Source organism: Mesorhizobium sp. B2-7-1 (assembly GCF_006440735.1).
In the GTDB taxonomy this organism is placed as follows: Bacteria; Pseudomonadota; Alphaproteobacteria; order Rhizobiales; family Rhizobiaceae; genus Mesorhizobium.
Window position 1 is genome coordinate 32,442 of the sequence record NZ_VFUA01000030.1, and the last position, 25,829, is coordinate 58,270.

Genomic DNA, 25,829 nt, shown 5'->3' on the forward strand with positions numbered 1-25,829 from the left:
CACAAGGGGGAGATTGGGAGCTAAATAAACTGCACCTGGACGATCTCGTACCCGCGGGCGCCGCCCGGTGCGTTGACCTCGATCGCGTCGCCGACTTCCTTGCCGATCAGTGCACGCGCGATCGGCGATGAGATCGAGATGCGGCCGGACTTCACGTCCGCTTCCTGGTCGCCGACAATCTGATAGGTCTTCTTTTCCTCGGTGTCCTCGTCGACGAGCACCACGGTCGCGCCGAACTTCACCTTGTCGCCGGAAAGCTTGGAGACGTCGATGACTTCGGCCCGCGCGATCAGGTCCTCGAGTTCGTTGATGCGGCCTTCATTGTGGCTCTGCGACTCTTTCGCCGCGTGATATTCGGCATTTTCGGACAGGTCGCCATGCGAGCGCGCTTCGGAAATCGCCTCGATGATCCGCGGACGCTCCTCTTGCTGGCGCCAACGCAGTTCTTCCTTCAATGACGCGAACCCCTCGCCTGTCATCGGGACCTTGATCATATGCCTGACCTTTCCTGCCGCCACCCCCGGTTTCGGGAGCGGCCTTGTCAAATGGGTACAAAAAGAAAACGGTCCGGCAGCCTCGGGCTAACGGAACCGTCTCACCACAATTTCCCTGAATATAGCGATCTTGGCGCGATTTTCACGCCCAAAAATGAAATTCGGCAAAATGATCACCGCTTTCGCGGGCCGTTGACCAGCGGCGGACAGCAAAAAAACCGGCCGTGATCGCTCACAGCCGGTTTGAGGAGCGTCGAAGCCCTGTTCAGCTCCTCAGGAAATGGTCGATCTGCTCGGACAGCATGCCGTATTCGCGCGAGCCCTTGCCGGTCCGCTTCTCGATTTCCTGGAGCTGCTGCTGGGCGCCGGCAAGATCGCCGATCTGCAGATGCGCCTCGCCGAGATATTCGCGCACCAGCGTGTAGTTCGGGTCGATGCGAAGCGCTTCCTCGTAATAGCCGAGGCCGACCGTGACGCGGCCGGAATGGCGGTGCGAGTAGCCGAGATAGTTGAGGATGCGCGGATCCTGCTTGTTGGCGGCGAGCGTCAGCACCGAGATCGCCTCGTCATAGCGCCCGGCCATCGCCAGGTCATGGCCGGCCTCATAGATACTGTCGTCGTCCAGCATGCCATATTGCGGCTTTACGCATTTGTTCTTCTTCTTGTCCCAGACCTCACCCTTCTTGCAGGTGGTGGTCGTCTGGCCACCGCTACTTCCACCTTCACCGGCCGTATAAGCCGGCGCTACGAACAGCGGCAGCGCCGCGATAGCCATGACCTGAACAAGCAAACGTCTGCGCATCGAAGCCTCCATGAGCGTGACAATGGCAGATTAACGCCGCTCTGGCGCGGTTTCATCCCGAAATGCGGGCGGCTGCCGAACTATTTTGAACGGCCGGAAAGAAGCCGTTACCTGCGGACGTGACGCGCGCTTTAATTCCGCTATCATCGGGACCAAGCGCATCACGTGGAGAAGGACCGTGCAGCAGCGCCTCGAGAAGGAGTGGGAACTTTCGATCGATCCGGACACCGTGCGCCTGTTCATCCTCAAGGCGAAGGCATTGAGCGCCGCCGTCAACGAGGACTATGACGACGGCGCCGAGCATGAGGTCGAGTTCGACGGCGACACGCATGCCAGCCATCACCATGACGGCCTTGTCGAGGAAGCCTCGGAAGACCTCACCGAAGAAGAATTCCGCGAGTTGATCAACGATCTCAACATCGACGAGGCGGCCGAGCTGATCGCGCTCGCCTGGGTTGGGCGCGGCGACTACGACGCATCCGAATGGGCGGACGCGGTGGCCGCCGCCAGGGAGCGTCCCAGGAAGCGCACGGCCAAATACCTGCTCGGCCTGCCGATGCTCGCCGACTGGCTGGAGGAAGGCCTTGAAGCCATCGGCGCGTAACGCGCCGGTAACCGATTGTGATCGGCAAGGCGGGCCTGCGCAGGCAACTTCGCAACGCGACCGCCGTTTCCGGGCGATGGCAACGCTCAGCCTTTCACGACTTTGCAGACTGGCACTGCCTGTGGCGGCTGCGATGCTGCTGGTTACGCCGGCCGTGGCCAAGCATCATCATCGGCAGAAAAGACACCTGCCGCCGGCCAGCCAGAGCGCCGCTCCGGCGCCGGAAATGCCGGTGGCGACACCGGTTCCAGGGTCCCGTCCGCAGGATATGGAGAACGGCGCCGACAAGTCCGGGCAGGACAAAAGCCGCCTCGACAGCAATGACGACTTCCTCAACCAGGAGAAGTCGCATCCGAAATGGGACGCCCACCCGCCGCGTTCGAAGGGCGCTCGATCCGAGCCGCGGACGGAATCCGAGGCTGAGACGCCGGATGTCGTGCCCACCCCGCCGCAGAAGCCCACCGAGCTGGAGCCGGAGCCGCCGGAAACCGCGCCACAACCGCCGGAAAAACCCGCTCAGCCGGCGGAGGAAAAGATGCTCTCCGATCCACGTTCCGCCGACATGCCGGCCGACAAGATGCCGCCGGAAGAAACCGCATGCCGCGAGCGGCTGAAGGCGCTCGGCGTCGAATTCGAGGAGCACAAGGCCGAGCACGACGCGCAAATCGGCTGCTCGATCCCCTACCCCGTCGTCATAAGGACACTCGGCAAATCCATCGGCATCAGCTCTGGCACCGAGCTCAATTGCCCAATGGCCGAGGCGGCGGCGCGCTTCATGGCCGATGTCGTGCAGCCCACGGCGAAGGCCGAACTCGGCGCCGATCTGAAGTCGATCAACCAGACCTCTGCCTTTGTCTGCCGGCCGCGCCACGGCACGCGCAAACTGTCGGAACACGCTTTCGGCAATGCGCTCGACATCGCCAGCTTCACCTTGTCGGATGGGAGGAAGATAGAAATCGGGCCGGCGCCGCCGGAGAAGGACGCGAAGTTCCTCAACGCGGTGCGCAAGGCTGCTTGCGGGCCGTTCAAGACGGTGCTCGGTCCAGGCGCCGACCCCGACCACGCCTTGCATTTCCACCTCGACCTGGAACCGCGCCGCCATGGCGGCACTTTTTGCCAGTAGGCACGATCTCGAAAGTTTCGGGCCACGTCACGGCAAGAACAGCGCCGCAATTCCGCCCTATGCATGAATGCCGGTGCTGATCTTTCCTTTACTGTTGAGGGTTAACCTTGTGCCATTCGGAGACAAGGATGCCTTTCAATGGCTCGAAGACTTGGCGCTGTGCTGGCAGCGGCGCGACGGAACAAGCATGCGCGCATCACGCTCGTCGGGCTGGCCGCAGGCGTTGCCATCGCGACGATATCGGCCTGCACGACCGGTGACGTCTTTGCGCTGCAGCCGGCCGTCGATGTCGGCAGCCAGACGGCAGCGGTGCCGCAGCCCGACGCGCCGCAATATTCCGGCATGCAGCGCCTCGTTCCCTCCAACCCCTATATGACCCAGGCCGCCTATCCGCGCATGGACGAGCCGATGTCGCCGGCCGAGCAAATGCCTGCCAGCGAGATCGACTGCCGCAGCGAGCTGAAGCGGATGGGCGTCGTCTACCAGGACGTCCAGCCGATCCACGAGGGACAGTGCGGCATCGATTTCCCGGTAAAAGTCTCGGCCATCGGCAGCGTCGCCATGAAGCCGGCGGCGACGCTGACCTGCGGCATGGCCGCCACCTTCGCCGCCTGGACCAAGAACGAGCTGCAGCCGGCCGCCCGCTGGCGCTATTTCTCCGGCGTCAAGGCGATCCACCAGGGCTCCAGCTATTCCTGCCGCAACATCGCCGGGGAAGGTGTGTTGTCCGAGCACGGCAAGGGCAACGCTCTCGACGTCATGAGCATCGAGCTCAACAACGGCGACGACATCGACGTCCGCAAGCCCGGCTTGTTCGCCTTCCGCACCCGCGGCTTCCTCAACAATGTGCGCGCCGACGGCTGCGAATATTTCACCACGGTGCTCGGCCCGGGCTACAATTACGACCACCGCAACCATTTCCATTTCGACATCAAGAACCGCAAAAGCGGTTACCGCGCCTGCCGCTGACTTAAAATCAGGCGCCGGGCTCGGAACTGGTGGCCGCCAGAATCTGCCGTGCGACCAGTTCCTGGATGCGCCACAGATTCCTGTCCCGTATACCGCTTTCCTCGAGCTTGCTGACGGTTCGGAACAGATACTGCGCCGATGAACCCCAATGCCCCGCGGCGCGCGCCAGCGTATCCGCGACCTGCTCCGGAGGCAGCCGTCCGGCGTATGCCCGGCCTTCAGTGGCAGCGACAAAGGCCAGGGCACGAAGTGGCCCTTGGCTGGTGCGGACCTTTATCCAGCGGGGCATGTTGGTAGGCGGGTTAGCGTCGATTTCCCGGCGCATCAGCTGGCCGAGCTGTCCGAAATGGTCATGTCCTGGTAGGCGGTAGACGATGCCGTTGCAGCTGCCTCCCCTATCGAGGGCAAGCATAAGCGCCGGCAATTCGCGCGTTCCACGCCAGCGGGTCAACTTCAGGCAAAACGAGCGGTGCCATCCGACCGCCGTTGCTGCGCGCTGCTCGATGTGGTCGAATTCCGGATTCCAGATCAGCGAGCCATAGGCAAAGACCCAAAGCGTTTCGGGTCGATATTGCGACAGCAGCCTTTCGACCACGCCGTCATATTCCGCATCGCTGTGCTCGGTAGTCCCAGGGTCTGGCTCGGTGCGCTCAACTCTGGCAACAAGGCTGCCAGTCAGCGCCATTGCCCCGTGGCCAGCCTTGGTCCGCTTCATTCGCCGCACCCCGCTCGAACGACAACCGGATGATAAATGTTGTCCTTATCGCTGGCCATTGATTTCCCATGATCGTAGCGCAACAGATGCCATACGGTATCGGGCGGCATTCATGAGCCAACGCAGCTTGAGACGACGTGCGGGGATGTGGCTCGCGACGGTTTGCGCCTTCTATCTGGCGCTCGCCTATGTCGCCGCGCCGGAATTCTGGACATGGCGGGAGCGCGGTTTTCGTACCCGGCCCTTCGAGATGGTGACGCATACGCCGCAGGGCATTCCCGGCGATCCGATCAATGTTGGCCTGGTCGGCACCGAAAAGGAAGTCGTCCACGCCTTCGCCGTCGCCGGCTGGGACACGGCCGATGCCGTCACGCTCAGGACCGCGATCGACATCGGCGAAAGCGTGTTGTTTTCCCGCCCCTACCCCGATGCGCCGATGAGCCGCCTCTTGTTCGAGGGCCGCGCCCAGGATCTCGCCTTCGAGAAACCGGTCGGCGACAGCGCCGACCGGCGCCATCACGTCCGCTTCTGGCAGACGGATACGGTCGGCGACGACGGCCGCCCGCTCTGGCTGGGCGCCGCGAGCTTCGATCGCGGCGTAGGCCTCAGCCACGACACCGGCGCCGTCACCCACCATATCGGCCCCGACATCGACGCCGAGCGCGACTTCCTGATCGGCGACCTGAAAGCCGCCGGCCTGCTGGCGTCGACCAGCCAGATACCGGGCATCGGCGCCACCAAGGCCGGACACAACGGCGGCGGCGATCCCTATTTCACCGACGGCATGGCCGTGATCGGCGTGCTGAAGACGCAGCAGTGACGGCTAGTCTTGCCCTTGACCATTCGTCGGACCAGCGCTGCGGTCCGCACGCATGGGTTCCCAGATGGCTATTTCCCTGTCTTTCTCCAGCACGCTGGCCAAAGCTTCATGCCAGTCGCGGCGATAGGGCCTGTGCAACTGGACGTTCAGCACGTCCTCATGGCTCTCCCAGGTCTCGTAGAGCATGAAACGGTGGTCCGACGCCGGATCCCGATGAAGCACCGCCTCGTGGAACATCGGCTCGCCGCGCATGGCATCGAGCACATCGCCGAGGAGGGCAAGAAAATCGGCGCGCCGCCCGGGCACGACCTGGAACTGAATTGTATAGGTGACGGCCATGCTTCACGCCTGTCCTGGTTCTAGAGCGGGAACTGGTAGTCGACGAGGATACGGTCCTGCTTGTCGACAGCCAGAAATTCGAGCCCGCTGGCGGCAACCTCGCCGCCGTCTTTCGGCACCATTTCCCAGTGGAAGGTGACGACATCGTGCAGCCCCCGAGCGTCCTTCGCCGCCCGGAAGCGAAAACCTCCGTCCCGCACCCATTTCACATGCGATTCGATAATGCGCTTCTCGAGCCCCGCGTAGCCGCGCACCTCCCGCAACTCGACATAGTGCTCGCCTTCGGGCACCCAGAGCTCGGCGATTGCCTGGCGGCGGCGCTCGTCATCGGTTTCGTTCCAAACGGCCACATGACGATCGGCAAGTTGCTGTGCATCGTCCATGACATTCTCCTTCGGCTTGAGGCCTTCTTCGATTTGATTGCCCGCCGACTATGCGGCCGGGCCACAGCCGGGATCGATGACCCCTCGGGTCAAAAAGCGACCGCCGCGCAAAGCGTCATTTGACCTACGAGGTCATGGCCCATGCTTTCCGGCTGCCCTAGGATGGCCGGCATGACCGTTCGACAGCCGCCATTTGGGGTGCTCCTTCGCCGTTGGCGCGAGAGGCGCCGCATGACCCAGGCGGACCTCGCGCTCAGCGCCGGCAGTTCGACGCGCCACCTCTCCTGCCTGGAGACCGGGCGATCGCAGCCGAGCCGGGAGATGGTGCTTCTGCTCGCGCAGCATCTCGATGTCCCGTTGCGGGAGCAAAACGCGTTGCTGCTCGCGGCGGCTTCGCGCCATCGTTCGAGGAGCGATCGCTGGCCGAGCTTGCGTCGGCGCGCCAGGCGATCGACCAGGTTCTCCAGGCGCACAAGCCCTATCCTGCCTTCGCGATCGACCGGCATTGGAATGTCGTGCTTTCGAACGGCGCCCTGCCGCAGCTCTATGAGGGATGCTCGCCCGAGCTGCTTCGCCCGCCGATCAACGCCATCCGCCTGATCCTGCATCCGCTCGGCATGGGGCTGCGGATCGTCAACTTCGCCGAATGGCGCGCGCATTCGGTCGCGGTGTTGCGGCAACAGATCGATGCCACGCATGACCCGGCCATTCATGCCCTGCTCGCCGAAATTATGGCCTATCCGGTGCCTCTGGCAGGCGCCGAGCCGGTGCCCGCGGATGCGTCGCGGCATTACGCGACGCCGCTTCGCATCGCGACGCGCCTGGGAACGGTCTCGTTCCTCAACACCAACGTGATCTTCGGCACACCGACCGACATCACCCTGTCGGAGTTGACGATGGAGATGCTTTTCCCGGCCGACGACGCGACGATTGCAATCGTCAAGGCGATGGTCGAGGAGAGCGCCGGCAACGACACTCCTTCGCAAAGAGCCGGCTGATCTGGCCGCGAGTGCAATCGTCGAAAATGACCACATCGCCGAACGACCCTTCTCTTTCTCCAAATGCCTGCAACATGTGATGGCGCTCCACGCCGTGCTCCAGGCCGCTCCGTTATGCTCCAGATTGTCATCTTCCAAAAATACCGGCAGGCTATTTTCGAATGCACTGCAGCAATGCTATTGACCGCCCATGCTTTATGTTGAAATCGCCGTCGTGGCCGTCCTCATTCTGGTGAACGGCCTCTTGTCGATGTCGGAGCTCGCCATCGTCTCGTCGCGGCCGGCCCGCCTCAAGGCGATGATCGACCGCAACGTCAAGGGCGCCGGCCGCGCGCTGGCGCTCGGCTCCAATCCCGGCAAGTTCCTGTCATCGGTGCAGATCGGCATCACCCTGGTCGGCGTTCTCTCGGGCGCGTTCTCGGGCGCCACGCTCGGCGAACGGCTGGCGCAATATCTGGCCTCGACCGGTATCCACGAAAACATCGCCGACCCCGTCGGCGTCGGCATAGTCGTCGCTTTGATCACCTATGCCTCGCTTATCGTCGGCGAGCTGGTGCCGAAGCAGATCGCCTTGCGCGATCCCGAGCGCGTCGCCGCCCGCGCGGCGCCCGCAATGACCGTCGTTGCCACGATCTCGGCGCCGCTTGTCTTCCTGCTCGATATTTCCGGCCGCGCCATTCTCTGGCTGCTGGGCCAGAGCGGCGAGGCGGAAGAGAAGGTCACCGACGAGGAGATCAAGATGCTGGTCGCCGAGGCCGAGCATCACGGCACCATCGAATCCGACGAGCGCCGCATGATTGCCGGCGTCATGCGCCTCGGCGACCGCGCCGTGCGCGCCGTGATGACGCCGCGCACCGAGGTCGACTGGCTCAACCTGCAATCCGACGAACCGGTGGTTCGAAAGCTTTTGATGGATACCCAGCATTCGCGCCTGCCTGCCGGCGACGGCAATGTCGACGCCATGGTCGGTGTCATCCAGACGCGCGACGTGCTGGCCGCCCTGCTGGCCGGCAGGGTACTGGATCCGCGCCAGCACGTGCGCGCCGCCCCCATCGTGCATGACCAGGCCGACGCGCTCGACGTCTTGCAGAAGCTGAGGGAATCGGACGTGCCGATGGCGCTGGTCCATGACGAATACGGCCATTTCGAAGGCATCGTCACGCCGGCCGACATCCTCGAAGCGATCACCGGCGTGTTCCGCTCCGACCTCGAGGCCGGCGAGGAAGAGAACGCCGTCAAGCGCGATGACGGCTCATGGCTGCTTGCCGGTTACATGCAGGCCGACGAGATGGCCGAGGTGCTTGGCATAGACTTGCCCGAAAACCGCGACTACGAGACCGTCGCAGGCTATGTGCTGTCGCATCTGCATCATCTGCCGACTACCGGCGAATGCGTCGACGCGCAAGGCTGGCGTTTCGAGGTGGTCGACCTCGACGGCCGCCGTATCGACAAGCTGATCGCCACCCGCCTGCCCGACGGCCATCGCCCAGTGGCGCGCTGATAGACCGCTTCAACTCGGCGGCGCTCAATGCGCATCCGGCGGCGGTGCCTTCGGCGTCACGTTGCGCAGGAACGGGACCAGCGCCGTGGCGATGACGAAAGCCGCCATGATGACCAGGAACGCATCTGCGTAGGCCATGGTGGAAGCCTCGCGATAGGCGAGCTGCCAGAGTTGCTTCAGCGCGGCGGCGTGACCGTCGTCGATGGCGCCAGGCAGCTGACCATAGCGTTGCGCCACATTGTCGACCAGGCGCATCGCCGTCTCGTTCTGCGGCGTCAGGTGCGAGGCGATCGTCAGAAAATGGAAGTTGGTGCGGTTGTTGAGGATCGCGCCGCAGATGGCGATGCCCACCGCGCCGCCGAGGTTGCGCATGGTGTTGAACAGGCCGCTGGCATATTTCAGCCGGTCCGGCGGCAGGCTGCCGAGCCCGAGATTGACGCTGGGCGCAACGGCGAAGACCTGCGGGAAGCCGCGGAACAGTTGCGGGATGAGGAGTTCGGCCGGGCCCCACTGGCTGGTGATGGCGGAAAAACTCCACATCGATGCGCCGAAGGACGCCAGGCCGAACATCATCAGCCAGCGCGTATCGAAGCGCTTGGCGAGGAAGATGTAGACGGGAACGCCCACCATCGATGCGACGCCGGTGGAAAACACCGCCAGTCCGGTTTCGAGCGCGTTGTAGCCGCGCACGTAACCCAGAAACAGCGGCGTCAGGTAGATCGTCGCGAAGATGCCGATGCCGGTGATGAAGGACAGGAAGCAGCCAATGGCGAAGTTGCGGTTGCCGAAGGCGCGGAAGTCGACCACTGGCTGCGCATAGGTCAGGCTGCGGACGACGAACAGGATGAGCGTGACCACGGCGACGACGGCGCCGTTGCGGATCGTCGCGTCGTCGAACCAGTTCCAGCGCGAGCCTTCCTCGAGCACATATTCCGCCGTGCCGAGACTGACCGCCATCAGCGCCATGCCGATATAGTCCGCGCCCTTGAGCAAAGACGGATCGGCTTTGTCGATTTTGACCAGCAGCGCAACGAGGACGGTGATGACGACGCCGGGGATGACATTGACGTAGAACAGCCAGTGCCAGTTCAAGGTGTCGGTGATCCAGCCGCCGATGACCGGCCCGAGCGTCGGCGCGATCGAGGCGATGCTGCCGACGACCGCGGCCGCATAGACCCGCCTTGGGCCCTGGAAATAATGGAAGGACGAGGTGAAAACCGTCGGGATCATCGAGGCGCCGAGCAGTCCCTGCAGCGCCCGGAACACGATCATGCTTTCGATGTTCCAGGCAAAGCCGCACAACATGCTGGCCAAAGTGAAACCAGCTGCCGAGATGGTGAAAAGCCACCGGGTCGAGAAGACGCGGGTGAGCCAGCCCGATAGCGGTATGACGATGATCTCCGCCACCAGATAGGAGGTCTGGACCCAGCCGATCTGGTCCTGCGCCGCCGACAGGCCGCCGCCGATATCCTGCAGCGAGGAGGCGACGATCTGGATGTCGAGCAGCGCGATGAACATCCCCACGCACATCACCATGAACGGCAGGATGCTGGCGATGAAGGATTGAGGTGCTGCCGGCGCTGACATGGCGCTCTCAGTGCGATCCTGTGTCGACCGTGACCACCGTCGACAAGCCTGGCCTGAGCGCGACCTTGCCGGCCTGGTCGGCGTCGATGGTGATCCTGACCGGCACCCGCTGCACGATCTTGGTGAAATTGCCGGTCGCGTTCTGCGGTGGGATCACGCTGAAGATCGCTCCGGTGGCCGGCCCCAGGCTGGTGACATGGCCCTTGAGCGGCTGGTCGGGAGCGACATCGGCATAGACGGTCGCGGCCTGTCCGTCGGCCATGGCGCGCAGCTGGTCCTCCTTGAAATTGGCGTCGACCCACAGGCCCGAAGCAGGAACGATGGTCAAAAGGTAGCTGCCCGGCGAGACATAGGTGCCCACCTGCGCCAGCCTGTTGCCGACGATGCCGTCGATCGGCGAGCGGATTTCGGTGAAGCCGAGGTCGAGCTGCGCCGTATCGAGATCCGCCTTGGCGGCCGCGACTTCCGCAGTCGCTTCCGAAATCTGGGTGTTGAGGACGTCGAGCTGCTGCCTCGACGCGGCAAGCGCCGCCCGCGCGGCGGCGACGGATGCCTGTGCCTGGCCATCGGCCGCGGCGCTCTTTTGGGCGTCCTGTTGCGAGCCGGTCCTGGCGCTGGCAAGCACCGCGTAGCGCTTGGCGTCCTGCGCGGTGAAAGCGGCGGCGGCGCTCTTGGCATCGAGATCGGCGCTGGCCTGTTCGATCAGTGAGTTCTGCAGCGAGACCTGGGCGCGCAGATTGTCGAGCGCCGACTGCTTCTGCTGCACCGATGCCTGCGCGCGTTCCAGCGCGGCCTTGAAAGGCCTGTCGTCGATGCGGATGACAGGCTGGCCGGCGGTGACATGCTGGTTATCTTCGACCAGGACCTGATCGATATGGCCGGCGACACGCGGCGCCAGCGGCGTGACGTTGCCGCCGACATAGGCGTCGTCCGTCGTCACCAGGAAGCGGTTGGCCTGCCACCACCCGACGCCATACCATCCGGCGGCAGCGATCGCGATCAGCGCAGCACCGAGCAGCAACGGCTTGCGCCGCTTCCTGGCCGGCTTCGGGATATCAACGACCGTGGTCTGCAATTCGGCCGGGGAAAGGGCCTTGTTCATCTGCTTTTCGCCTCCTCCTGGCCGCCATCAGCGTTCTCGACCAGCGGAAAGCCCGAACCTTCGGTGCTGAAACGATAGCGCTGCCGCATTCGGTCGGTGGCCATCGGGGCGGTCGCCATGGCGAAGCCGCCGCCGTCCAGATCCCTGCCGGTCTCCCGGTCGACCAGGACCGGCTCGGCCCAGCGCCCGTCCGCCTTGTCCACCACGACCAGGCTCGGCCCCTCGGGCGCCAGATGCTTGTTGCCCCAGGCGAGCAGCGAAAGAAGCACCGGCCGGAAATCGCGGCCCTTAGCGGTCAGCACATATTCATGCCGAAGCGGCCGCTCGCAGTAGGCGCGCTTCTCGAACAGCCCACGCTCGACCAGGCTGTTCAGCCGCCGCGTCAGGATGTTCGGGGCGATATCCAGGCTCTTCTGGAACTGGTCGAAGCGTGTGAGGCCCTGGAATGCGTCGCGCAGCAAAAGGATGCTCCACCACTCGCCGACCTCGTCGAGGCTGCGGGCGATAGGGCATGGACGCGTTTCGAAGCTCGTCTTCGCAACCATCTTCGTGACTCACTATCAAGATGAAAGTTACAAATAGCCGAGTCAATTGCATAATGCAAGTCACTAAGCGGCAAGGTTCTGGGACAGGCCGACACAAAGTCGTGAGGGCGCACGGCAGGCGAGTCGGGAAAGCCGCGGACGAAGTCATCGATCAGGGCAGCAGCACGACCTTGCCGGTAGCGCGGCGCTCTTCCAGCAATCGATGCGCCTCGCCTGCCTGATGCAGCGGAAAGCGGCCGCCGATCGTCACCTTCAGTCGGCCGCTCGCTGCGAGGTCGAACAGCTGCAACAGGTCCGTCCTGAGGCTATCGGGAAACAAGAGCGGCAACAGGGCAAAGCCCTTGAGCGACTGATTGCGGCCGATCATCGCTTCGAGGTCCGAGGCCGACAGTCGAAAGCGGCCGAGCGCCGCGAACAGCAGCTCGCCACCGGGCGCCAGGAGGTCGAGAAATTGCTTGGTCAATGCGCCGCCGACGGTGTCGTAGACGGTTCCGACGCCCAGGCCGTCGCTCGCCTCGCGGCCCCGCGCCGGCCAATCCGCTTCGCTGGTATCGATCGCCAGATCGGCACCGAGCGCGAGGGCAAAATCGCGCCTGGAAGTACCGCCGGCCAGCGCGATGACGCGACGAGCGCCCTGCCCCTTGGCCAGTTGGACAAGCAGCGAACCGACGCCACCGGCGGCAGCGGGAACCAGCACCGTCCTGCCGGCCGGCGGGCTTTGCCGCAAAAGATGCAAGGCGGTCAGCCCCTGCACCATCAAGGCGGTCGCATCTTCGAAGGAAAGCGCGCCCGGCAGCGGCACGACGAGGCCGGCGTCGATCGTCACATATTGGGCATAGCCGCCGAATGGCCTGGCCGAGACGAACAGCGGTGCCGCCACGCGGCTTCCTAAAAGTCGCCGGTTAACGCCCTCGCCGACCGCCTCGACCGTGCCGGCGACTTCGACGCCGGGGAACACCGGCAGGCTCGGCGTGACGGCGTAGCGATCCGCACGCATCAGCACTTCGAAGAAGTTGACGCCGGCGGCCCCAACCTTGACTAGGACCTCGCCGGGTCCCGCGACGGGCGTTGGCGCGTCGACGACCTCCAGCACGTCGGGACCGCCGAAACGGCTGAACTGGATGGCTTTCATGGCAGGCTCCGATCGCTATGGCGTCGGCCGCCCTTTGCCACTATCTGCGCTGTCGCCGCTACACACGGATTTGTCCGCTGCACACCAGGAGGTGACCATGGCCCACATCGCCAAACGACGCGTGATCAAGCGCCTGCCGATGCTGCCGGCGGAACGCGCGCTGAAGGTGATCTCCGGCCGCTGGAAGGCGGTGATCCTCTATTATCTCTTCGACGGTCCGCGCCGGCTTTCGGCGCTCAAGGCTCAGATGCCCGACATCACCCAGAAGGTGCTGATCGACCAGCTGCGCGAGATGGAGGAGCACGGGCTGGTCGACCGCGAGATCTTCGCCGAGATCCCGGCGCGGGTCGAATATTCCGCGACGGCGCTCGGCCTCAGCCTCGAGCCCATCCTGCTGGCGCTTTGCCAGTGGGGACAGCACCACGCCGACGCGCTGGACGAGCAGGCACATCTTGCCGATTGCATCATCAGGCCAAGGCAGGCCATCGAGGCTTCCGCAAACTAAAAAGGGCGGCGCAAGCGCCGCCCTTCGGGAGGATGACTACAGTCGGGCTCTTTAAGCGGCCTGGGCTTCGCCGGCGATCGCGTCGGCGGCACGCGCCGCCTTCAGCACCTTGGCCCACCAGGCGACGTCATTGACCAGCGCCGCGGCGGCCTGGTTCAGATGTTCGAGATCATCGAGCTTCTTCTCGCCCTGGCGCACCGCAAGGAAATCACCCCAGGCGATATGGACGGCCGACTTGACCGGCGCCATCTGCAACTCGACGGCGATCAGGCGGAGCTGTTCGACCGCGCGCGCGCCGCCGACCGAGCCATAGCCGACAAAGCCGGCCGGCTTCTTGTTCCATTCATTGGCGGCGTAATCGATGGCGTTCTTCAGGACACCGGTCGGAGCGTGATTGTATTCGGCGGCGGTGAAGATGAAGCCGTCGAACTCGGCGACCTTCTTTTGCCAGCGCTGCGCCACTTCGTTCTGCGACGGCGCCCAGGCGGAGGAAGCGACCTCGTCGAAGAAGGGCAGCGGCCAGTCGCGCAGATCGACGATCTCGACGTCGATATCGGCGTGCGACTTGGCGATCTTGGCGATCCACTGGGTCGGCACGTCGGCGAAGCGGGCGGCGCGCGTCGAACCGACGACAATGGCGATTTTGGGTTTGGACATAAGGGGCTCTCCTTGCGGGAATTTCTGGTATCGTTTGGATACCGGCGCTATATGTGATACTGACAAACCAGCGCGCAAGGAGGCACGTTTTTGTTACTGAGGCACCCGCACATCACCGAGGACTGCCGTGCAGTGTCGGAAATCCTGCAACGGGTCGGCGACAAATGGACCGTGCTCGTCGTCGGCAAGCTGGGCGACGGGGCGATGCGCTTCAACGAATTGCGCGCCGCCGTCGGCGGCATTTCGCAGAAGATGCTGACCACCACCTTGCGCGGCCTGGAGCGCGACGGCTTCGTCACGCGCAAAGTGTTTCCGACCATTCCGCCACGTGTCGATTACGAGCTGACCGAGCTCGGCCACGAGCTGCTCGTGCCGGTCGGCGCGCTCGGCGAATGGGCGCGCAAGAACACCAATCGGGTCCGCGAAGCGCGCGCGAAATTCGACGGCCAGCAGGCCTGAAACCCTTGTAGTTCAAAGGTTTATGAACCATTGGATGAACCGTGCATCACAGCGCCGGCCCTGTCGCACCTTCCGGTTTTGATCAGCTCCGCTGCGGCCTCGCCGCCAGCCTCGCCGGCGTCACCGCGCAACCGTCTCGACAAGGACGACTGTCTTTAGCCGACTGCCGATCAGGCGCTTGGAGCGGTGCTGGCGCAGCACGCCGTCGAGCAGCTTTCCGATTGCGCGGCTCTCTTGCCGGCCACTGCCTGATCCCGCATGCAGGCGACGCGCGGAAGGTCTTTCCTGACCTCCATATAGGCCGTTATACCGAGCAGGCAGACCAGCGCGATTAGGGCTGCCACGAGCCAGCCGTTCAGCATGTGTTGACGCATTGTTTTCCCCCCGCGCCCTCAAACTGGGGCGCGAAGGCAACCATTGGATGTCGCGAAGCGCATCTCCCGCGCGGCTGTTGTTACAAAACCGCAAGCCTGGGAGAATCAGGGACCCGTCAGCTCTCGGCCGGAACCGGCTTCGGCTTGCCTTCGCCGTCGAGCGCCACCATGACGAAATCGGCATGAGTGACCTTTTCCATCAGGTCGGAAAGGTAGCGCTGCGCCCAGGCCTCGACCTTGAGCACCATCGAGGTGCGGCCGACGCGCTCGACATGGGTGTAGATGCAGAGCGTGTCGCCGATCTTCATCGCCTTGGCGAAGGACATCTCCTTCACGGCCGCCGTCACGACGCGGCCCTTGGCGCGCTCGGCGGCGCGGATGCCGCAGGCAAGGTCCATCTGCGCCATCACCCAGCCGCCGAAGATGTCGCCGGCAGCATTGGCGTCGGAGGGCATGGCGAGCGTCCTCAAAGTGAGATCGCCGAGAGGTCTTCCGTCCGCGTAGTGCACCATGGCGAAATCCTCTCCTGAAGCGATCACCTCATCCCCGTAGCGTCGCTCCCTTCACCCGTCAACGCGCGCACTGCTGACAGCTGGAGCTTTCGATCCTAGGCTATGTCCGCAGAACGGCCTGGGGGAAGGAATTGGCTTTGCCGCTCAATCGCATCATCCTTTACGTCAGAAACATCGAAACGGCGGTGACTTTTTACGAAAGGCACTTCGGCTTCAAAGCGCATCGTGAGGAAGGTGACAGGATCGTCGAACTGGTCAATCCAGCCGGCTGTGCAAGTCTCATGCTTCATCTCGCGGCGAAGGGGCAGAAAAGAGGACAATCGACCGTCAAATTGGTCTTCGATGTCGAGGACATCGAAACCTTTGCCGCTGGCAGCGCAAAGGAAGGGCTGGAATTCGGCGCCCTGCACCGGGCCGACGGCTATGTCTTCGCCAACGCCCGCGATCCAAGCGACAACCCGATATCGATCTCGAGCCGCGCCTTTCGCAAAAACGACAGTACCGTCGGTTGAGCGCAAAGACGCCGGTCGCTTTTTTCACAAGCCATGCCGGAAGCCACGGCGACGCCGCGAGCCGGCAATGTCTAGGCTAGGCCGCGAATTTCGGAGCGCGCCCGCCCACCATGCAGACTTATGATTTCATTATCGTCGGCTCCGGCTCGGCCGGCTCGGTCGTTGCCGACAGGCTGTCGGCTTCCGGCCGTTTCTCCGTGCTGGTGCTAGAGGCCGGCGGAACCGACCAGCGGTTCTACGTCCAGATGCCGCTCGGCTACGGTAAGACCTTCTTCGACCCGGCCGTCAACTGGAACTACAAGACGGAACCGGATCCCGGCCTCGCCGGTAACACCGACCACTGGCCGCGCGGCAAGTTGCTCGGCGGATCGAGCTCGATCAACGCCATGGTCTTCATCCGCGGCGCGCCCGAGGATTTCGACGCCTGGGCCGCCGCCGGCAATCCCGGCTGGAGCTATGACGATCTCCTGCCCTCCTTCAAGGCGATGGAAGACAATGCAGCCGGCGCCGACCGGTGGCGCGGCGTCGGCGGACCGCTGCACGTCACCGACTGCACCAACGCGGTTCACCCGCTGACCAAGCGCTATCTGGCAGCCGGGCAGCAGGCCGGTCTGCCGTTCAATCCGGATTTCAACGGCGCCTCCCAGGAAGGCGTCGGCGTCTACCAGATCACGACCAAGAACGGCCGCCGCATGTCGGCCGCCCGTGCCTTCCTGCGGCCGGCGATGAAACGCGCCAACGTCCGCGTCGAAACCAACGCCCTGGCGACAAAAATCCTGTTCGAGGGCAAGCGTGCCGTCGGCGTCGAATATGAGCAGAGTGGCGAGAGGAAGACGGCGCGCGCCGGCCGCGAGGTGATCCTGTCGGGCGGCTCGATCAACTCGCCACAACTGCTGCAGCTGTCCGGCGTCGGTCCCTCGACCTTGCTCGGCGATCTCGGCATCCTGGTCGTCCACGTAAACGACAATGTCGGCGCCAATCTGCAGGACCATGTCGGCATCAACTACACCTTCAAGGGCAAGCTGCCGACGCTGAACCAGATCCTTAGGCCTTGGTGGGGCAAGCTGCTCGTCGGCATGCAATACATCCTCTTGCGCTCCGGTCCGCTGTCGCTGTCGATGAACAATGCCGGCGGCTTCTTCCGCACCGACTCCTCGATGACGCGGCCGAACATGCAGCTCTATTTCCAGGCCTTCTCGACCGTCATCCCGAAGAGCGGCGAGCGTCCGATCCTGACGCCCGACCCCTGGCCGGGCTTCTCGATCGGCCTGTCCAACTGCCGGCCCTCGAGCCGCGGCGAGATCATGATCCGCTCGAACAATCCGCGCGACTATCCGAGGATCACGCCCAACGCCTATTCGACCAATGCCGATGTCGACGAGATGCTGGCGGCGGTGAAGTTCGTGCGCAGGATCGCCGCGATGCCGGCGATGGCCGAGATCATCGAGGAAGAGGTGCTGCCCGGCCCCTCGATCCAATCGGACGCCGACCTGATCCAGGATTTCAGGAAGCGCTCGGGCACCGTCTACCACCCGGTCTCGACCTGCCGCATGGGGCCTGATGCGTCGCGCGCCGTCGTCGATCCGCGGCTCAAGGTGCACGGGCTGGACGGCTTGCGCGTCATCGACGCTTCGATTTTCCCCGACAACATCACGGGCAACACCAATGCCGCCTCGATCCTGACCGGATGGAAGGGCGCCGAGCTGGTTCTGGAGGATCACAAATGAAAATCACCGACGTGAAGACCTGGGTTGTCGGCAACCCGCCGCCCGGTATCGGGGGCAAGTATTTCATCTTCGTCAAGCTCACCACCGATGGCGGCGTGGTCGGCTATGGCGAGGCCTATAACGCCACCTTCTCGGCGCATGTCACCGCGAGGATGATCGAGGACATGGCCGAACGCTATCTCGTCGGCCGCGATCCGCACGACATCGAGAATTTCTTCCGCCGCGCCTATTCCTCCGGCTTCACCCAGCGCCCCGACGTCTCCGGCATGGGCTGCTTCTCGGCGCTGGAAATGGCCTGCTGGGACATCGTCGGCAAGGAGGCCGGTAAGCCGGTCTACAAGCTGCTCGGCGGCCAGGTGCATGAGACGCTGCGCTCCTACACCTATCTCTATCCGCACACCGGCAGCGTCCATTCGGAAGATGCGCGCGGCAAGAACGTCTACAACGACCCCGACATGGCCGCCGCCTGCGCGCTGGAATATGTCGAACAGGGCTTCAACGCCGTGAAACTCGACCCGGCCGGACCCTACACCGCCTATGACGGCCACCAGCCGCGCCTCATCGACATCGATCTGTCGGCGCGCATGATCAAGGCGATCCGCGAGGCGGTGGGAACGCGCGCCGACATTCTGTTCGGCACCCACGGCCAGTTCACCGCGTCGGGCGCGCTGCGCATGGCGCGCGCCATCGAGCCTTACGATCCGCTGTGGTTCGAGGAGCCGGTGCCGCCGGATATGCCCGAGGTGATGGCACAGGTCGCTCGCGGCACCTCGATCCCGATCGCCACCGGCGAGCGGCTGACGACGAAGTTCGAGTTCGCCCGCGTCATCGAGAACCGCGCCGCGACCATCCTGCAGCCGGATCTCGGCCGTTCCGGCGGCATTCTTGAAACCAAGAAGATCGCAGCCATGGCCGAGGCCTACCATATCCAGGTCGCGCCGCACTGCTATTGCGGCCCGATCGTGGGTGCGGCCAACATCCAGCTCGCCGCCACATTGCCCAACTTCCTCATCCTGGAATCGCTCAAGCAGTGGGACGGTTTCCACGAAAAACTGCTCAAGAAGAAGATCGAGTGGCAGGACGGCAACGTCATCCCGTCGAAGGAGCCGGGCCTCGGCGTCGAGCTCGACGAGGCGGTCTGCGATGCGCATCCCTATAGCGGCAAGGACCTGCATCTGCAGATGATGCAGACGCCGTTGATGCCGTGACCCTCGCTTACGCCTTCATCGGCCTTGGCCATCTTGGCGGCAACCTTGCCGCCAGCCTGCTGCGCAACGGCTTCGCTGTCACCGTCTTCGACCGCGACCCGGCGGCGGTCGAGCGCCTCGTCGCGCTCGGCGCCATTGCGGCGGCGAGCCCGGCCGAAGCCGCTTCTCGCGCCGGCAACGCCATCACCTGCCTGCCTTCGCCGAAGGTCAGCGAAGCGGTGCTCGTCGGCCCCGACGGACTGCTTCAGGGTCTGCCCAAGGGCGGCACCTGGATCGAGATGTCGACCAATGGCCGCGACGAGATCCTGCGGCTGGCGGCCCTCGCCTCGGCCCAGGGCATCGAGACGCTCGAATGCCCGGTCACCGGCGGCGTGCATCTGGCGGCGGTGGGCAGGATCACCGCGCTCGTCGGCGGCGACGCCGCCCTCTACGAACACCATCGGCCGGCGATCGAGGCGATGTGCGCAAAATCCTTCCTGATGGGGCCGGTCGGCTCGGCGGCGGTGATCAAGGTCATCACCAACATGCTGGCCTTCATCCATCTTGTCGCCGCCGGCGAGGCGCTGATGCTGGCCAAGCAGGGCGGCCTCGACCTCGCCCAGGCCTATCACGCCATCGTCGCCTCTTCCGGCAACAGCTTCGTCCATGAGACCGAAAGCCAGCTCGTGCTCAACGGCTCCTACAACATCGGCTTCACCATGGACCTGGCGCTGAAGGACCTCGGCTTCGCGCTCGCAATGGGCAGGGATTTCGGCGCGCCGCTCGATCTGGCATCGCGCGTCAACGCAATCTTCGAGGAGGGCAAGCGCGCCTATGGCGGCGATGCCTGGTCGACGCAAATCGTCAAATTGCTCGAGGATACGGCCGGCACTGAGCTTCGCGCGCCGGGTTTTCCGGCCAGGCTCGAACTATAACCGGCAAATATTTAGCCAGCTTTCTCAGCCGCTTAGCGCAAATCCTCGAATCAACCTCTCAGCCGCTTGATTCAAAATCTCAGTTCCCGTCAGATATCTTTGGATCGAAGCTCGGGGGGTAGCTGATGTATCTGGCGGTTGTTGTGCTCTTGATGGGCGTCTTTCCCGTCGCCTCCATCCTGATCGAAGCCTTTGGGCTTCACAGCGATGCCGGCCTCTGGTTTCTCATCGGAAAATGGTTCGTCTTCTGGGGCGTTGGCATTCGATGCTTCTCGCCGGCATAAGGCAGATGGCCAATCCCGCCTTCACCGCCGACAGCACCTTCGGCATCAAGGACAAGGCGGCGGAGACCGTCGTGCGCGAACTCGGCTTCGGCAACTTCGCCATCGGCACGCTCGGCGCCCTGTCGCTGCTGAACCGCGAATGGGTGGTGCCGGCGGCCATCGCCGGGGGCTGTTCTATGGTCTGGCGGGAGCGCTGCACCTGCGCAAAGCCGATCGCAACACCAACGAAACATCGCCATGGTCTCGGACCTGTTCATTTTCCTGGTTCTGCTCCTCTATCTTGCCGCGACGATTTTCAAGTCAGCTTAGTCAGCAACTCATCGCGTTGGCGGAGCCAGATATGAAGAGACTGACTTTGCTCGTATGTCTGGCGTTGTGTGGATTTGACAACGCTTCTACGGCTGCGGAAACGCACACAGCCTCATCCGTCCTTCCAAAGGATTTGAGCAAGCTGGAGGGGATGTACTGGTATAATTTCCAGACCGACTTTTTTGACAACGGGAAGACGGAAAAGCACGACGCTACTGACGTCCTGGAATTGGTTCCATACGACAAGGACTCAATGTATTTTCGGGCGTCGCTGCAATTTTCCAACGGTCATTCCTGCTCGATTTCCGGAATAGCTGAACGGGATCAGGGACAGTTTACCTACTATGATACGACCTATGGAAACGGGTGCGTGCTGCATGTCGTCCCGACGCCGACGAGCGTGACTTTGAACGACCCGACAGGCCAGTGCCGGGCAATGAGTTGCGGTGCTAGAGGTGTTACGGCTACGAGAAATTCTCGCCGAAGCACCGGAAGAAAATCACCTATATGGCCACGCTGACAAACTCCCCTCAATATCAAAAAGCCGTCACGGATTATCAGAGGGTGAAAGCTGCCAAGGCGCACGGTATCGCCCCTCAGTGGGCAAATGCCAAAGCCATGCTTGGAACCTATGCCTTTTGGGGCAATGTGGAGGGCGTCAAACAGGCTCTGATCCAAGGTGCGGATTTCGAATTGAATGATGAGCAAAGATGGGGGCCGGTATCGGGCGCTGGATACAGGCGGTATATAGAAATCACCCAGCTCATGCTTGATCGTGGAATGGATATCAACAAAGTTGAAAAGGGAAAGACCCTGCTCGCCAATGCTTCCTACAATGGCCCGGGGCAGCCGGCCGGCGACCAGCAGTTCGCCTACATAAAATGGCTGCTTGAGAAGGGCGCGAATCCCAACATTCCAGACAGCGCCGGACAAAAGCCTGTCGATATAGCCGTTGGGACACAGGCCGATCAGCGAGTTGTCGAGTTGCTGAAGGCCAATACCAAAGACTAGATCGACCGCAACGCGTCAACCTCTCAGCGTCAGCGCGCCGGGCAGGATCTCGAACGTCGCCGGAATCCGGCCCGGCGACTCGCCGTCTATGTCGACCAGCGCGCCGTTCTTCTCCGCATCGCCCAATGGCTCGACCAGCACTTTGCGGCCGCGCAGGATGGTGATCGCCGGATGGTTGCGATGCCGGCCGCCATAGAGCAGGCGGATGTCCCTTATCAGGCCGAGCTTGCCGGCGGCGCGCAGGATGACGATGTCGAACTGGCCGTCGGCGAGCTCGGCGTCCGGGGCGATCATCATGCCACCACCGAAGAATTTGCCGTTCGCCACCGCCACCAGCGCCATGCGCGCCTCGACCGGCTCGCCGTCGTCGATGGTGATCCGGACGTCCTGGAAGCGATAGCGGACGAACTCCAGCACGGTGCGCCAGAAGAACAGCGCCTTGGCCGAGACCCTGCCCATGCGCTTGTCGGTATTGACGGCGCGATCCGTCGCGCCGGACAGGCCGAGGCTGGCGATATTGATGAAATGCCGGCTGGCCAGCGCGCCATGGTCGTCGATGTAGCAGATGCGGCCGGCATCGATCTTGCGGCCCTCGGCGTCGGCGATTTTCTTGACCGAGGCGCCTATGCCGCGCGGCAGGCCAAGCCCGCGCGCGAAGTCGATGCCGGTGCCACAAGGCAGGAGCCCAAGCGCGCTTTCGCGGCCACTTTCCTGCCGCGCCTGCAGCAGCCCGTCGGCCACCTCGCTGGCGGTGCCGTCGCCGCCGGCAGCGATCACCAGTTCGCACCCGCTGGCTGCGAGGTCGATCGCCAGCCGCTCGGCATCGCCGCCGGTTTGCGTCTCGCGCAGGTCGAAATCGCCGAAATTCGCCTTGAGCGACGCCGCTGCCTCCGCCCAATGCCGCTTGAGCCTGCCGCCTCCGGCAACCGGATTGAGAACCACCCCGACCTTCAAGCCGACCTCCCCCGAGGCACGTCGCAAATATGCGGCGGCACCCGCGCTGCGACCAAAGTCTTTTGCCGGCATTGAAACGCGGACGGGGCGGCGGGGCAAGGCTCCAACGTCCAGGGTCGCTAAAAAAGCGGGCAGGCTGTCTAAGGGGCTCGGCCGAAAGATTCCGAGGCTTTTGCCATTGGTCCCCGATAATCCCGCTATCCACAGGGCTGCCGGCATTCCCCAAACCCCTTACCCGGCGTACGTTAAACCCATCTCAGGCGGCCACTGAACGCCCCAGCCGAAAGGCAAAAGCGCAAGGCGGATTTCCTGAGGCCCGTACGGCCCGGAACGAGAGCAGGCTTGCCTGTTTCAGGGACGGATGCCGAGACCTACGGGTGCCGCGGAAAGCGTGCTAACGCCGACGGCGGACCGATGCTGCCATGAAGGCCGGGAAAAACCTTCGATGGCACGCTGGGCGAAGCCCGCAAGGGTGGAGATCGGCGTGGTCTGGAACGGGAGCTGCCCTCGGGTGGCGACTGGCAGGACCGTCAAAATCAAGGCTGGCCTGGCGCGACGACTTTACGGAAGTTGCTGCCTTAACCGGTTCCTGATCTGACAGGGAGGCGCTGGGAGAAATCCCAGCGCCGACTGTCTTTTTGAGATCTGCTTTCCGGGCAGTCCGTTGCGTTGTGTCGCCAGACGGGCGAGCGGCACCCGAGGGATAGACCCACCGCCGGTAACCTCTTTCGCGCCTTGTTGCGGAGCCGGCCTGTTCCCCGCGTCAAAATCGGCTAACGTTCAGCGTGACGTGAAGGGGGATGCTTCATGCCGCTGATCCGCAAGCTTACTCTCGCCGGCATCTCGGCCGACCGTGCTGGCCTTTGCCGTCCGATCGATCCGGGCGCAGCCTGACATGTTCGTGCTGCGCTGGCTGAGGCGACTCTTCAAGACAATCCTCTGGCTGATCGTCCTCGTCGTGCTGATCCCGATCGTCGGATTGGCCTACGGCTTTCTCACCATCCCTGCCCTCGATAAAGCGCCCCTGCCAGGCATCGCGGACGGCGCTCCGCCAGCAGAGCTGGCTGCGAAGGTCCGGCAGGCGATACCGGGCTATCAATCGCCCGAGTCGTCGACCTGGCTCGCCTACCCGAAATGGCGGCCTTCCACGCCGCGCGCGACTATGCCGCCTTCGTCGACGAGGACCAGCCGAGCGGCTTTCCTTACCTGTCCTACATAGGCCGTTACTGGCAGGACTATGCGGCGATCATCCGCGCAAGCTCCGTCCACGGCTTCAACACCGCCGATTACGTCATGCCGACACTCACCGGCATCGGCCTTACGATCGACTACGCCCTCCAATGGGCCTACGAGAACACCGTCGGCCGCATCACCGAGGCGACCGCCGGCAAGCGCATTGCTGCCGACATCTACCAGGCGAAGGTCGCCAGCGACTATGCTGCCTTTCTCGACAAGACGCGGTGGTATGAATTTCCCTATGCCGAAAAGCGCGCTGGGCTATTTGCCCTCGAGCCCGCCACCGGCGACGACTCCTTCCGCACCAGCGAACGCAAGCTCGCCTTCGGCCTGGCCGACACAATCAAGCAATGGTGCGCCGATCTCGGCAGATCGGTGTTGGCCAGCGCCGGCGATCCGAGCCCGCCCGACATCCATGTCTGGGCCAAGGGCCCGGTCGGCGAGGCGGCGCGCAACGAGCCGGACACGCTTCTCGAACGCGATCTCGGCGGCGACGGCACCATCTTCGTCACCAGCCGCTCGCAGGCCTTTACCGGGATGGTCCCGCGCCTCATCGACAAGGGAATCTCCTTCGTCGAGATCGGCGGCAAGGACGAGATCATGATCACGGTGACCTCGGGCGCGGAGATCGCCGCCCCCGAAGGCGCGCGCATCCTGTTCAGCCAGCCCATCCCGATACCACCCGACACGCGCCGCACCGCGCTGGCCGTCGCCGTGCGCAAGCTGCACTTGGTCCTGCCGGCTCTGGCCAAGGCCGGTGCCAAATTGGAATATGTCTACGCCGACGACTGAGGCATTTCGGTCACAGTCGCCGGCTGAGCAACCTTCGGAAACGTGCCGTCATCCACATTTCACAATGGCGGCCAAATCCCGCCTTGTTCGGCATGGATTGATGCGAGCGGGGTGGGGAGAAATTTCGAAGGGACAAGACCGTGATCAAGACCGCCCTTGTCGCCATGACCATTGTCGGCTGCGACTGCGATGCCAAGCTGTGCGAATATATCGGCGAGACGCCGGCCAAATGGGCGACGATCGCCGGTTGCGAGGCGGCGATGAAGAGCCAGATGCTGCTCCAGCGCAACTTCAACTATCCGCTGGTTTCGGGCATCTGCCGCCTCAAGGGCTCGGCCTCTTCCTCCGAGCTTGCCGCGAAAGCCTCCAGGCCGGATCTGAAGCCAAAAAACCGCGTTGTCGAAACCATCGCCCCGCTGCCGCCCGAGCTCGACCATCGCCCGAGCGCTCCGGTCGGAGGAACGGTGACCGCCAGCGAGACGGAAGCCGCGAAGCCCGTCGCCTTCGACGGATCGGTGCATGGCGGTCGCGCCGTGATTTACCGTACCAAAACCGGCTATGCCGTGGTCAAGACCGATCTCAGCCGCGCCGCCGGCGCAACGGTCGACGCGGCGAAGCGCTCGGCAAGCTGGCTGGCCGGGTTGACGGGTCTGTAAGCAATTCAAGGCGCGTCAGATTCAAGTCAGGCCGGCCTCACCTGAATATCGTCCGCCTTACAGCTTGATCTTCAAGGTCTCCCAAAACTTGTCGATCAGCGGCTGTTCCGTGGCGTTGTCCTGATCGCCGATGCGCGTGATGAAGAGCAGTCCCTGATCGGCGGTGCCGAAGCCTACGATCTCGAAATCCGCGCTGTCGGTACGCGTCTTCACGGTCGCCTTGAGCCCCGTTAACGCCTTGCCGTCGGCTAACTTGCGGCTCGTCGGCTGCTGCGTCAGCTGCCCGCCCGCCTGGATCGTTTCCTTGGTCATCTCCTGCAGCATCAGTTGGTTGAGCGAGACGGGGTTCATCTTGTCGTACTTCTGCACCACGACCAGGGTGCCGAGCGCCGATGCCATCAGATACTGGGCGATGCCGTCGCCGAGATCGGTCTTGGTGACCGAATTGGTGCTCGGATGGACGAAAGAGAATGTGCCGCCCGAGAAGGTCGCGAAATCATTGTGCTCGATCCGCACCTTGCTGGTCTTGCCGCCGGGCAAGGTCACCTCGACATCCTCGCCGGGATCGATGTCGACGGTCACGCCGTCGATCGTCAGCTTGAAGG

The 25,829-nt window shown here is 63.7% G+C and carries 32 protein-coding genes; 18 read left to right on the forward strand and 14 right to left on the reverse strand.

Annotation, left to right across the window (positions count from 1 at the left end):
- Window positions 1-20: 20 nt before the first annotated feature.
- Together greA and FJ471_RS14035 are read right to left on the reverse strand one after the other, a co-directional pair.
- On the reverse strand, window positions 21-494 hold the full coding sequence (greA, locus tag FJ471_RS14030; protein WP_027168132.1) for a transcription elongation factor GreA: 474 nt from the start codon (window positions 492-494) through the stop codon (window positions 21-23).
- Between the two features lie 265 nt (window positions 495-759).
- A complete protein-coding gene (locus tag FJ471_RS14035) occupies window positions 760-1,296 on the reverse strand; it encodes a tetratricopeptide repeat protein (protein ID WP_140803942.1) in 537 nt (178 codons plus the stop codon).
- A gap of 178 nt (window positions 1,297-1,474) precedes the next feature.
- Here FJ471_RS14035 and FJ471_RS14040 point away from each other — a divergent pair, with 178 nt between their 5' ends.
- The 3 genes from FJ471_RS14040 (at window position 1,475) to FJ471_RS14050 (ending at window position 3,992) form a co-directional block, all read left to right on the forward strand.
- Window positions 1,475-1,900: a DUF3775 domain-containing protein gene (locus FJ471_RS14040; protein WP_140803944.1), complete on the forward strand. Its 426-nt coding sequence runs from the start codon at window positions 1,475-1,477 to the stop codon at window positions 1,898-1,900.
- 133 nt (window positions 1,901-2,033) lie between these two features.
- Window positions 2,034-3,023 carry an extensin family protein gene (locus tag FJ471_RS14045; protein WP_246684715.1) on the forward strand — a complete coding sequence of 330 codons (990 nt, stop codon included), beginning with the start codon at window positions 2,034-2,036 and terminating at the stop codon, window positions 3,021-3,023.
- 138 nt (window positions 3,024-3,161) lie between these two features.
- Window positions 3,162-3,992 (forward strand): extensin family protein, encoded by an 831-nt coding sequence (locus FJ471_RS14050; RefSeq protein ID WP_140803948.1) that lies wholly within the window; start codon window positions 3,162-3,164, stop codon window positions 3,990-3,992.
- Between the two features lie 7 nt (window positions 3,993-3,999).
- Here the strand turns inward: FJ471_RS14050 and FJ471_RS14055 are convergent, their stop codons facing one another.
- A complete protein-coding gene (locus FJ471_RS14055; RefSeq protein ID WP_140803950.1) occupies window positions 4,000-4,707 on the reverse strand; it encodes a gamma-glutamylcyclotransferase in 708 nt (235 codons plus the stop codon).
- A gap of 112 nt (window positions 4,708-4,819) precedes the next feature.
- Between FJ471_RS14055 and FJ471_RS14060 the strand changes: the two genes are divergently transcribed.
- Entirely contained in the window at window positions 4,820-5,527 is a 708-nt protein-coding gene (locus FJ471_RS14060) for an LssY C-terminal domain-containing protein (RefSeq protein ID WP_140803952.1), read from the forward strand.
- A gap of 3 nt (window positions 5,528-5,530) precedes the next feature.
- On the opposite strand, the gene FJ471_RS14065 is transcribed toward FJ471_RS14060, so the two are convergent.
- Window positions 5,531-5,866 (reverse strand): putative quinol monooxygenase, encoded by a 336-nt coding sequence (locus FJ471_RS14065; protein WP_140803954.1) that lies wholly within the window; start codon window positions 5,864-5,866, stop codon window positions 5,531-5,533.
- A gap of 20 nt (window positions 5,867-5,886) precedes the next feature.
- Window positions 5,887-6,249, reverse strand: a complete 363-nt coding sequence (locus FJ471_RS14070) for a hypothetical protein (RefSeq protein ID WP_140803956.1) — start codon at window positions 6,247-6,249, stop codon at window positions 5,887-5,889.
- 231 nt (window positions 6,250-6,480) lie between these two features.
- Here FJ471_RS14070 and FJ471_RS35650 point away from each other — a divergent pair, with 231 nt between their 5' ends.
- From FJ471_RS35650 to FJ471_RS14080, 3 genes are all read left to right on the forward strand, one after another.
- Window positions 6,481-6,849, forward strand: a complete 369-nt coding sequence (locus FJ471_RS35650; RefSeq protein ID WP_348643338.1) for a helix-turn-helix transcriptional regulator — start codon at window positions 6,481-6,483, stop codon at window positions 6,847-6,849.
- Window positions 6,744-7,247: a hypothetical protein gene (locus FJ471_RS35655; RefSeq protein WP_348643339.1), complete on the forward strand. Its 504-nt coding sequence runs from the start codon at window positions 6,744-6,746 to the stop codon at window positions 7,245-7,247. Before FJ471_RS35650 ends, FJ471_RS35655 begins: the two co-directional genes overlap by 106 nt.
- A 190-nt stretch (window positions 7,248-7,437) precedes the next feature.
- Complete coding sequence (locus FJ471_RS14080) at window positions 7,438-8,748, forward strand: hemolysin family protein (RefSeq protein ID WP_140803958.1); 1,311 nt, start codon at window positions 7,438-7,440, stop codon at window positions 8,746-8,748.
- A gap of 24 nt (window positions 8,749-8,772) precedes the next feature.
- Here FJ471_RS14080 and FJ471_RS14085 read toward each other — a convergent pair whose 3' ends face one another.
- The 4 genes from FJ471_RS14085 to FJ471_RS14100 all read right to left on the reverse strand — a co-directional run bounded on the left by FJ471_RS14085 (window position 8,773) and on the right by FJ471_RS14100 (window position 13,114).
- Entirely contained in the window at window positions 8,773-10,335 is a 1,563-nt protein-coding gene (locus FJ471_RS14085; RefSeq protein ID WP_140803960.1) for a DHA2 family efflux MFS transporter permease subunit, read from the reverse strand.
- 7 nt (window positions 10,336-10,342) lie between these two features.
- Entirely contained in the window at window positions 10,343-11,437 is a 1,095-nt protein-coding gene (locus tag FJ471_RS14090) for an HlyD family secretion protein (protein WP_140803962.1), read from the reverse strand.
- The gene (locus FJ471_RS14095; RefSeq protein ID WP_140803963.1) at window positions 11,434-11,982 is read right to left on the reverse strand and encodes a helix-turn-helix domain-containing protein; all 549 of its coding nucleotides are present in this window, start codon (window positions 11,980-11,982) and stop codon (window positions 11,434-11,436) included. The genes FJ471_RS14090 and FJ471_RS14095 overlap by 4 nt, the downstream gene beginning before the upstream one ends.
- 151 nt (window positions 11,983-12,133) lie before the next feature.
- A complete protein-coding gene (locus tag FJ471_RS14100) occupies window positions 12,134-13,114 on the reverse strand; it encodes a zinc-binding dehydrogenase (RefSeq protein WP_140803965.1) in 981 nt (326 codons plus the stop codon).
- Between the two features lie 97 nt (window positions 13,115-13,211).
- Between FJ471_RS14100 and FJ471_RS14105 the strand changes: the two genes are divergently transcribed.
- Complete coding sequence (locus FJ471_RS14105; protein ID WP_140803966.1) at window positions 13,212-13,619, forward strand: helix-turn-helix domain-containing protein; 408 nt, start codon at window positions 13,212-13,214, stop codon at window positions 13,617-13,619.
- 51 nt (window positions 13,620-13,670) lie between these two features.
- On the opposite strand, the gene FJ471_RS14110 is transcribed toward FJ471_RS14105, so the two are convergent.
- Window positions 13,671-14,276 (reverse strand): NADPH-dependent FMN reductase, encoded by a 606-nt coding sequence (locus FJ471_RS14110; RefSeq protein ID WP_140803968.1) that lies wholly within the window; start codon window positions 14,274-14,276, stop codon window positions 13,671-13,673.
- 90 nt (window positions 14,277-14,366) lie between these two features.
- Between FJ471_RS14110 and FJ471_RS14115 the strand changes: the two genes are divergently transcribed.
- Window positions 14,367-14,735, forward strand: coding sequence for a helix-turn-helix domain-containing protein (locus FJ471_RS14115; RefSeq protein WP_140803969.1), 369 nt, complete (start codon window positions 14,367-14,369; stop codon window positions 14,733-14,735).
- Window positions 14,736-14,905: 170 nt separating this feature from the next.
- Here FJ471_RS14115 and FJ471_RS14120 read toward each other — a convergent pair whose 3' ends face one another.
- Together FJ471_RS14120 and FJ471_RS14125 are read right to left on the reverse strand one after the other, a co-directional pair.
- Window positions 14,906-15,109 carry a hypothetical protein gene (locus FJ471_RS14120; protein ID WP_140803971.1) on the reverse strand — a complete coding sequence of 68 codons (204 nt, stop codon included), beginning with the start codon at window positions 15,107-15,109 and terminating at the stop codon, window positions 14,906-14,908.
- A gap of 116 nt (window positions 15,110-15,225) precedes the next feature.
- Entirely contained in the window at window positions 15,226-15,621 is a 396-nt protein-coding gene (locus FJ471_RS14125; RefSeq protein WP_140803985.1) for an acyl-CoA thioesterase, read from the reverse strand.
- A gap of 137 nt (window positions 15,622-15,758) precedes the next feature.
- Between FJ471_RS14125 and FJ471_RS14130 the strand changes: the two genes are divergently transcribed.
- The 6 genes from FJ471_RS14130 to FJ471_RS14155 all read left to right on the forward strand — a co-directional run bounded on the left by FJ471_RS14130 (window position 15,759) and on the right by FJ471_RS14155 (window position 21,586).
- Window positions 15,759-16,133, forward strand: a complete 375-nt coding sequence (locus tag FJ471_RS14130; RefSeq protein WP_140803987.1) for a VOC family protein — start codon at window positions 15,759-15,761, stop codon at window positions 16,131-16,133.
- 110 nt (window positions 16,134-16,243) lie between these two features.
- Window positions 16,244-17,860: a GMC family oxidoreductase N-terminal domain-containing protein gene (locus FJ471_RS14135; protein WP_140803972.1), complete on the forward strand. Its 1,617-nt coding sequence runs from the start codon at window positions 16,244-16,246 to the stop codon at window positions 17,858-17,860.
- Complete coding sequence (locus FJ471_RS14140; protein WP_140803974.1) at window positions 17,857-19,068, forward strand: mandelate racemase/muconate lactonizing enzyme family protein; 1,212 nt, start codon at window positions 17,857-17,859, stop codon at window positions 19,066-19,068. The genes FJ471_RS14135 and FJ471_RS14140 overlap by 4 nt, the downstream gene beginning before the upstream one ends.
- Window positions 19,065-19,982, forward strand: a complete 918-nt coding sequence (locus FJ471_RS14145) for an NAD(P)-dependent oxidoreductase (RefSeq protein WP_140803976.1) — start codon at window positions 19,065-19,067, stop codon at window positions 19,980-19,982. The genes FJ471_RS14140 and FJ471_RS14145 overlap by 4 nt, the downstream gene beginning before the upstream one ends.
- A gap of 235 nt (window positions 19,983-20,217) precedes the next feature.
- Window positions 20,218-20,610, forward strand: a complete 393-nt coding sequence (locus tag FJ471_RS14150) for a hypothetical protein (protein WP_246684716.1) — start codon at window positions 20,218-20,220, stop codon at window positions 20,608-20,610.
- Between the two features lie 472 nt (window positions 20,611-21,082).
- Window positions 21,083-21,586 (forward strand): ankyrin repeat domain-containing protein, encoded by a 504-nt coding sequence (locus FJ471_RS14155; RefSeq protein WP_140803977.1) that lies wholly within the window; start codon window positions 21,083-21,085, stop codon window positions 21,584-21,586.
- A 15-nt stretch (window positions 21,587-21,601) separates the two neighbouring features.
- On the opposite strand, the gene FJ471_RS14160 is transcribed toward FJ471_RS14155, so the two are convergent.
- A complete protein-coding gene (locus tag FJ471_RS14160; protein WP_140803979.1) occupies window positions 21,602-22,540 on the reverse strand; it encodes a diacylglycerol kinase family protein in 939 nt (312 codons plus the stop codon).
- Between the two features lie 895 nt (window positions 22,541-23,435).
- Here FJ471_RS14160 and FJ471_RS35305 point away from each other — a divergent pair.
- From FJ471_RS35305 to FJ471_RS14170, 3 genes are all read left to right on the forward strand, one after another.
- Complete coding sequence (locus FJ471_RS35305) at window positions 23,436-23,759, forward strand: hypothetical protein (RefSeq protein WP_246684717.1); 324 nt, start codon at window positions 23,436-23,438, stop codon at window positions 23,757-23,759.
- A complete protein-coding gene (locus FJ471_RS14165; RefSeq protein ID WP_246684718.1) occupies window positions 23,675-24,568 on the forward strand; it encodes a hypothetical protein in 894 nt (297 codons plus the stop codon). Before FJ471_RS35305 ends, FJ471_RS14165 begins: the two co-directional genes overlap by 85 nt.
- A 140-nt stretch (window positions 24,569-24,708) precedes the next feature.
- Window positions 24,709-25,224, forward strand: a complete 516-nt coding sequence (locus FJ471_RS14170) for a hypothetical protein (RefSeq protein WP_140803980.1) — start codon at window positions 24,709-24,711, stop codon at window positions 25,222-25,224.
- A 57-nt stretch (window positions 25,225-25,281) separates the two neighbouring features.
- Here the strand turns inward: FJ471_RS14170 and FJ471_RS14175 are convergent.
- A partial coding sequence (locus FJ471_RS14175; protein WP_140803982.1) for a hypothetical protein occupies window positions 25,282-25,829 on the reverse strand: 548 nt, incomplete at its 5' end.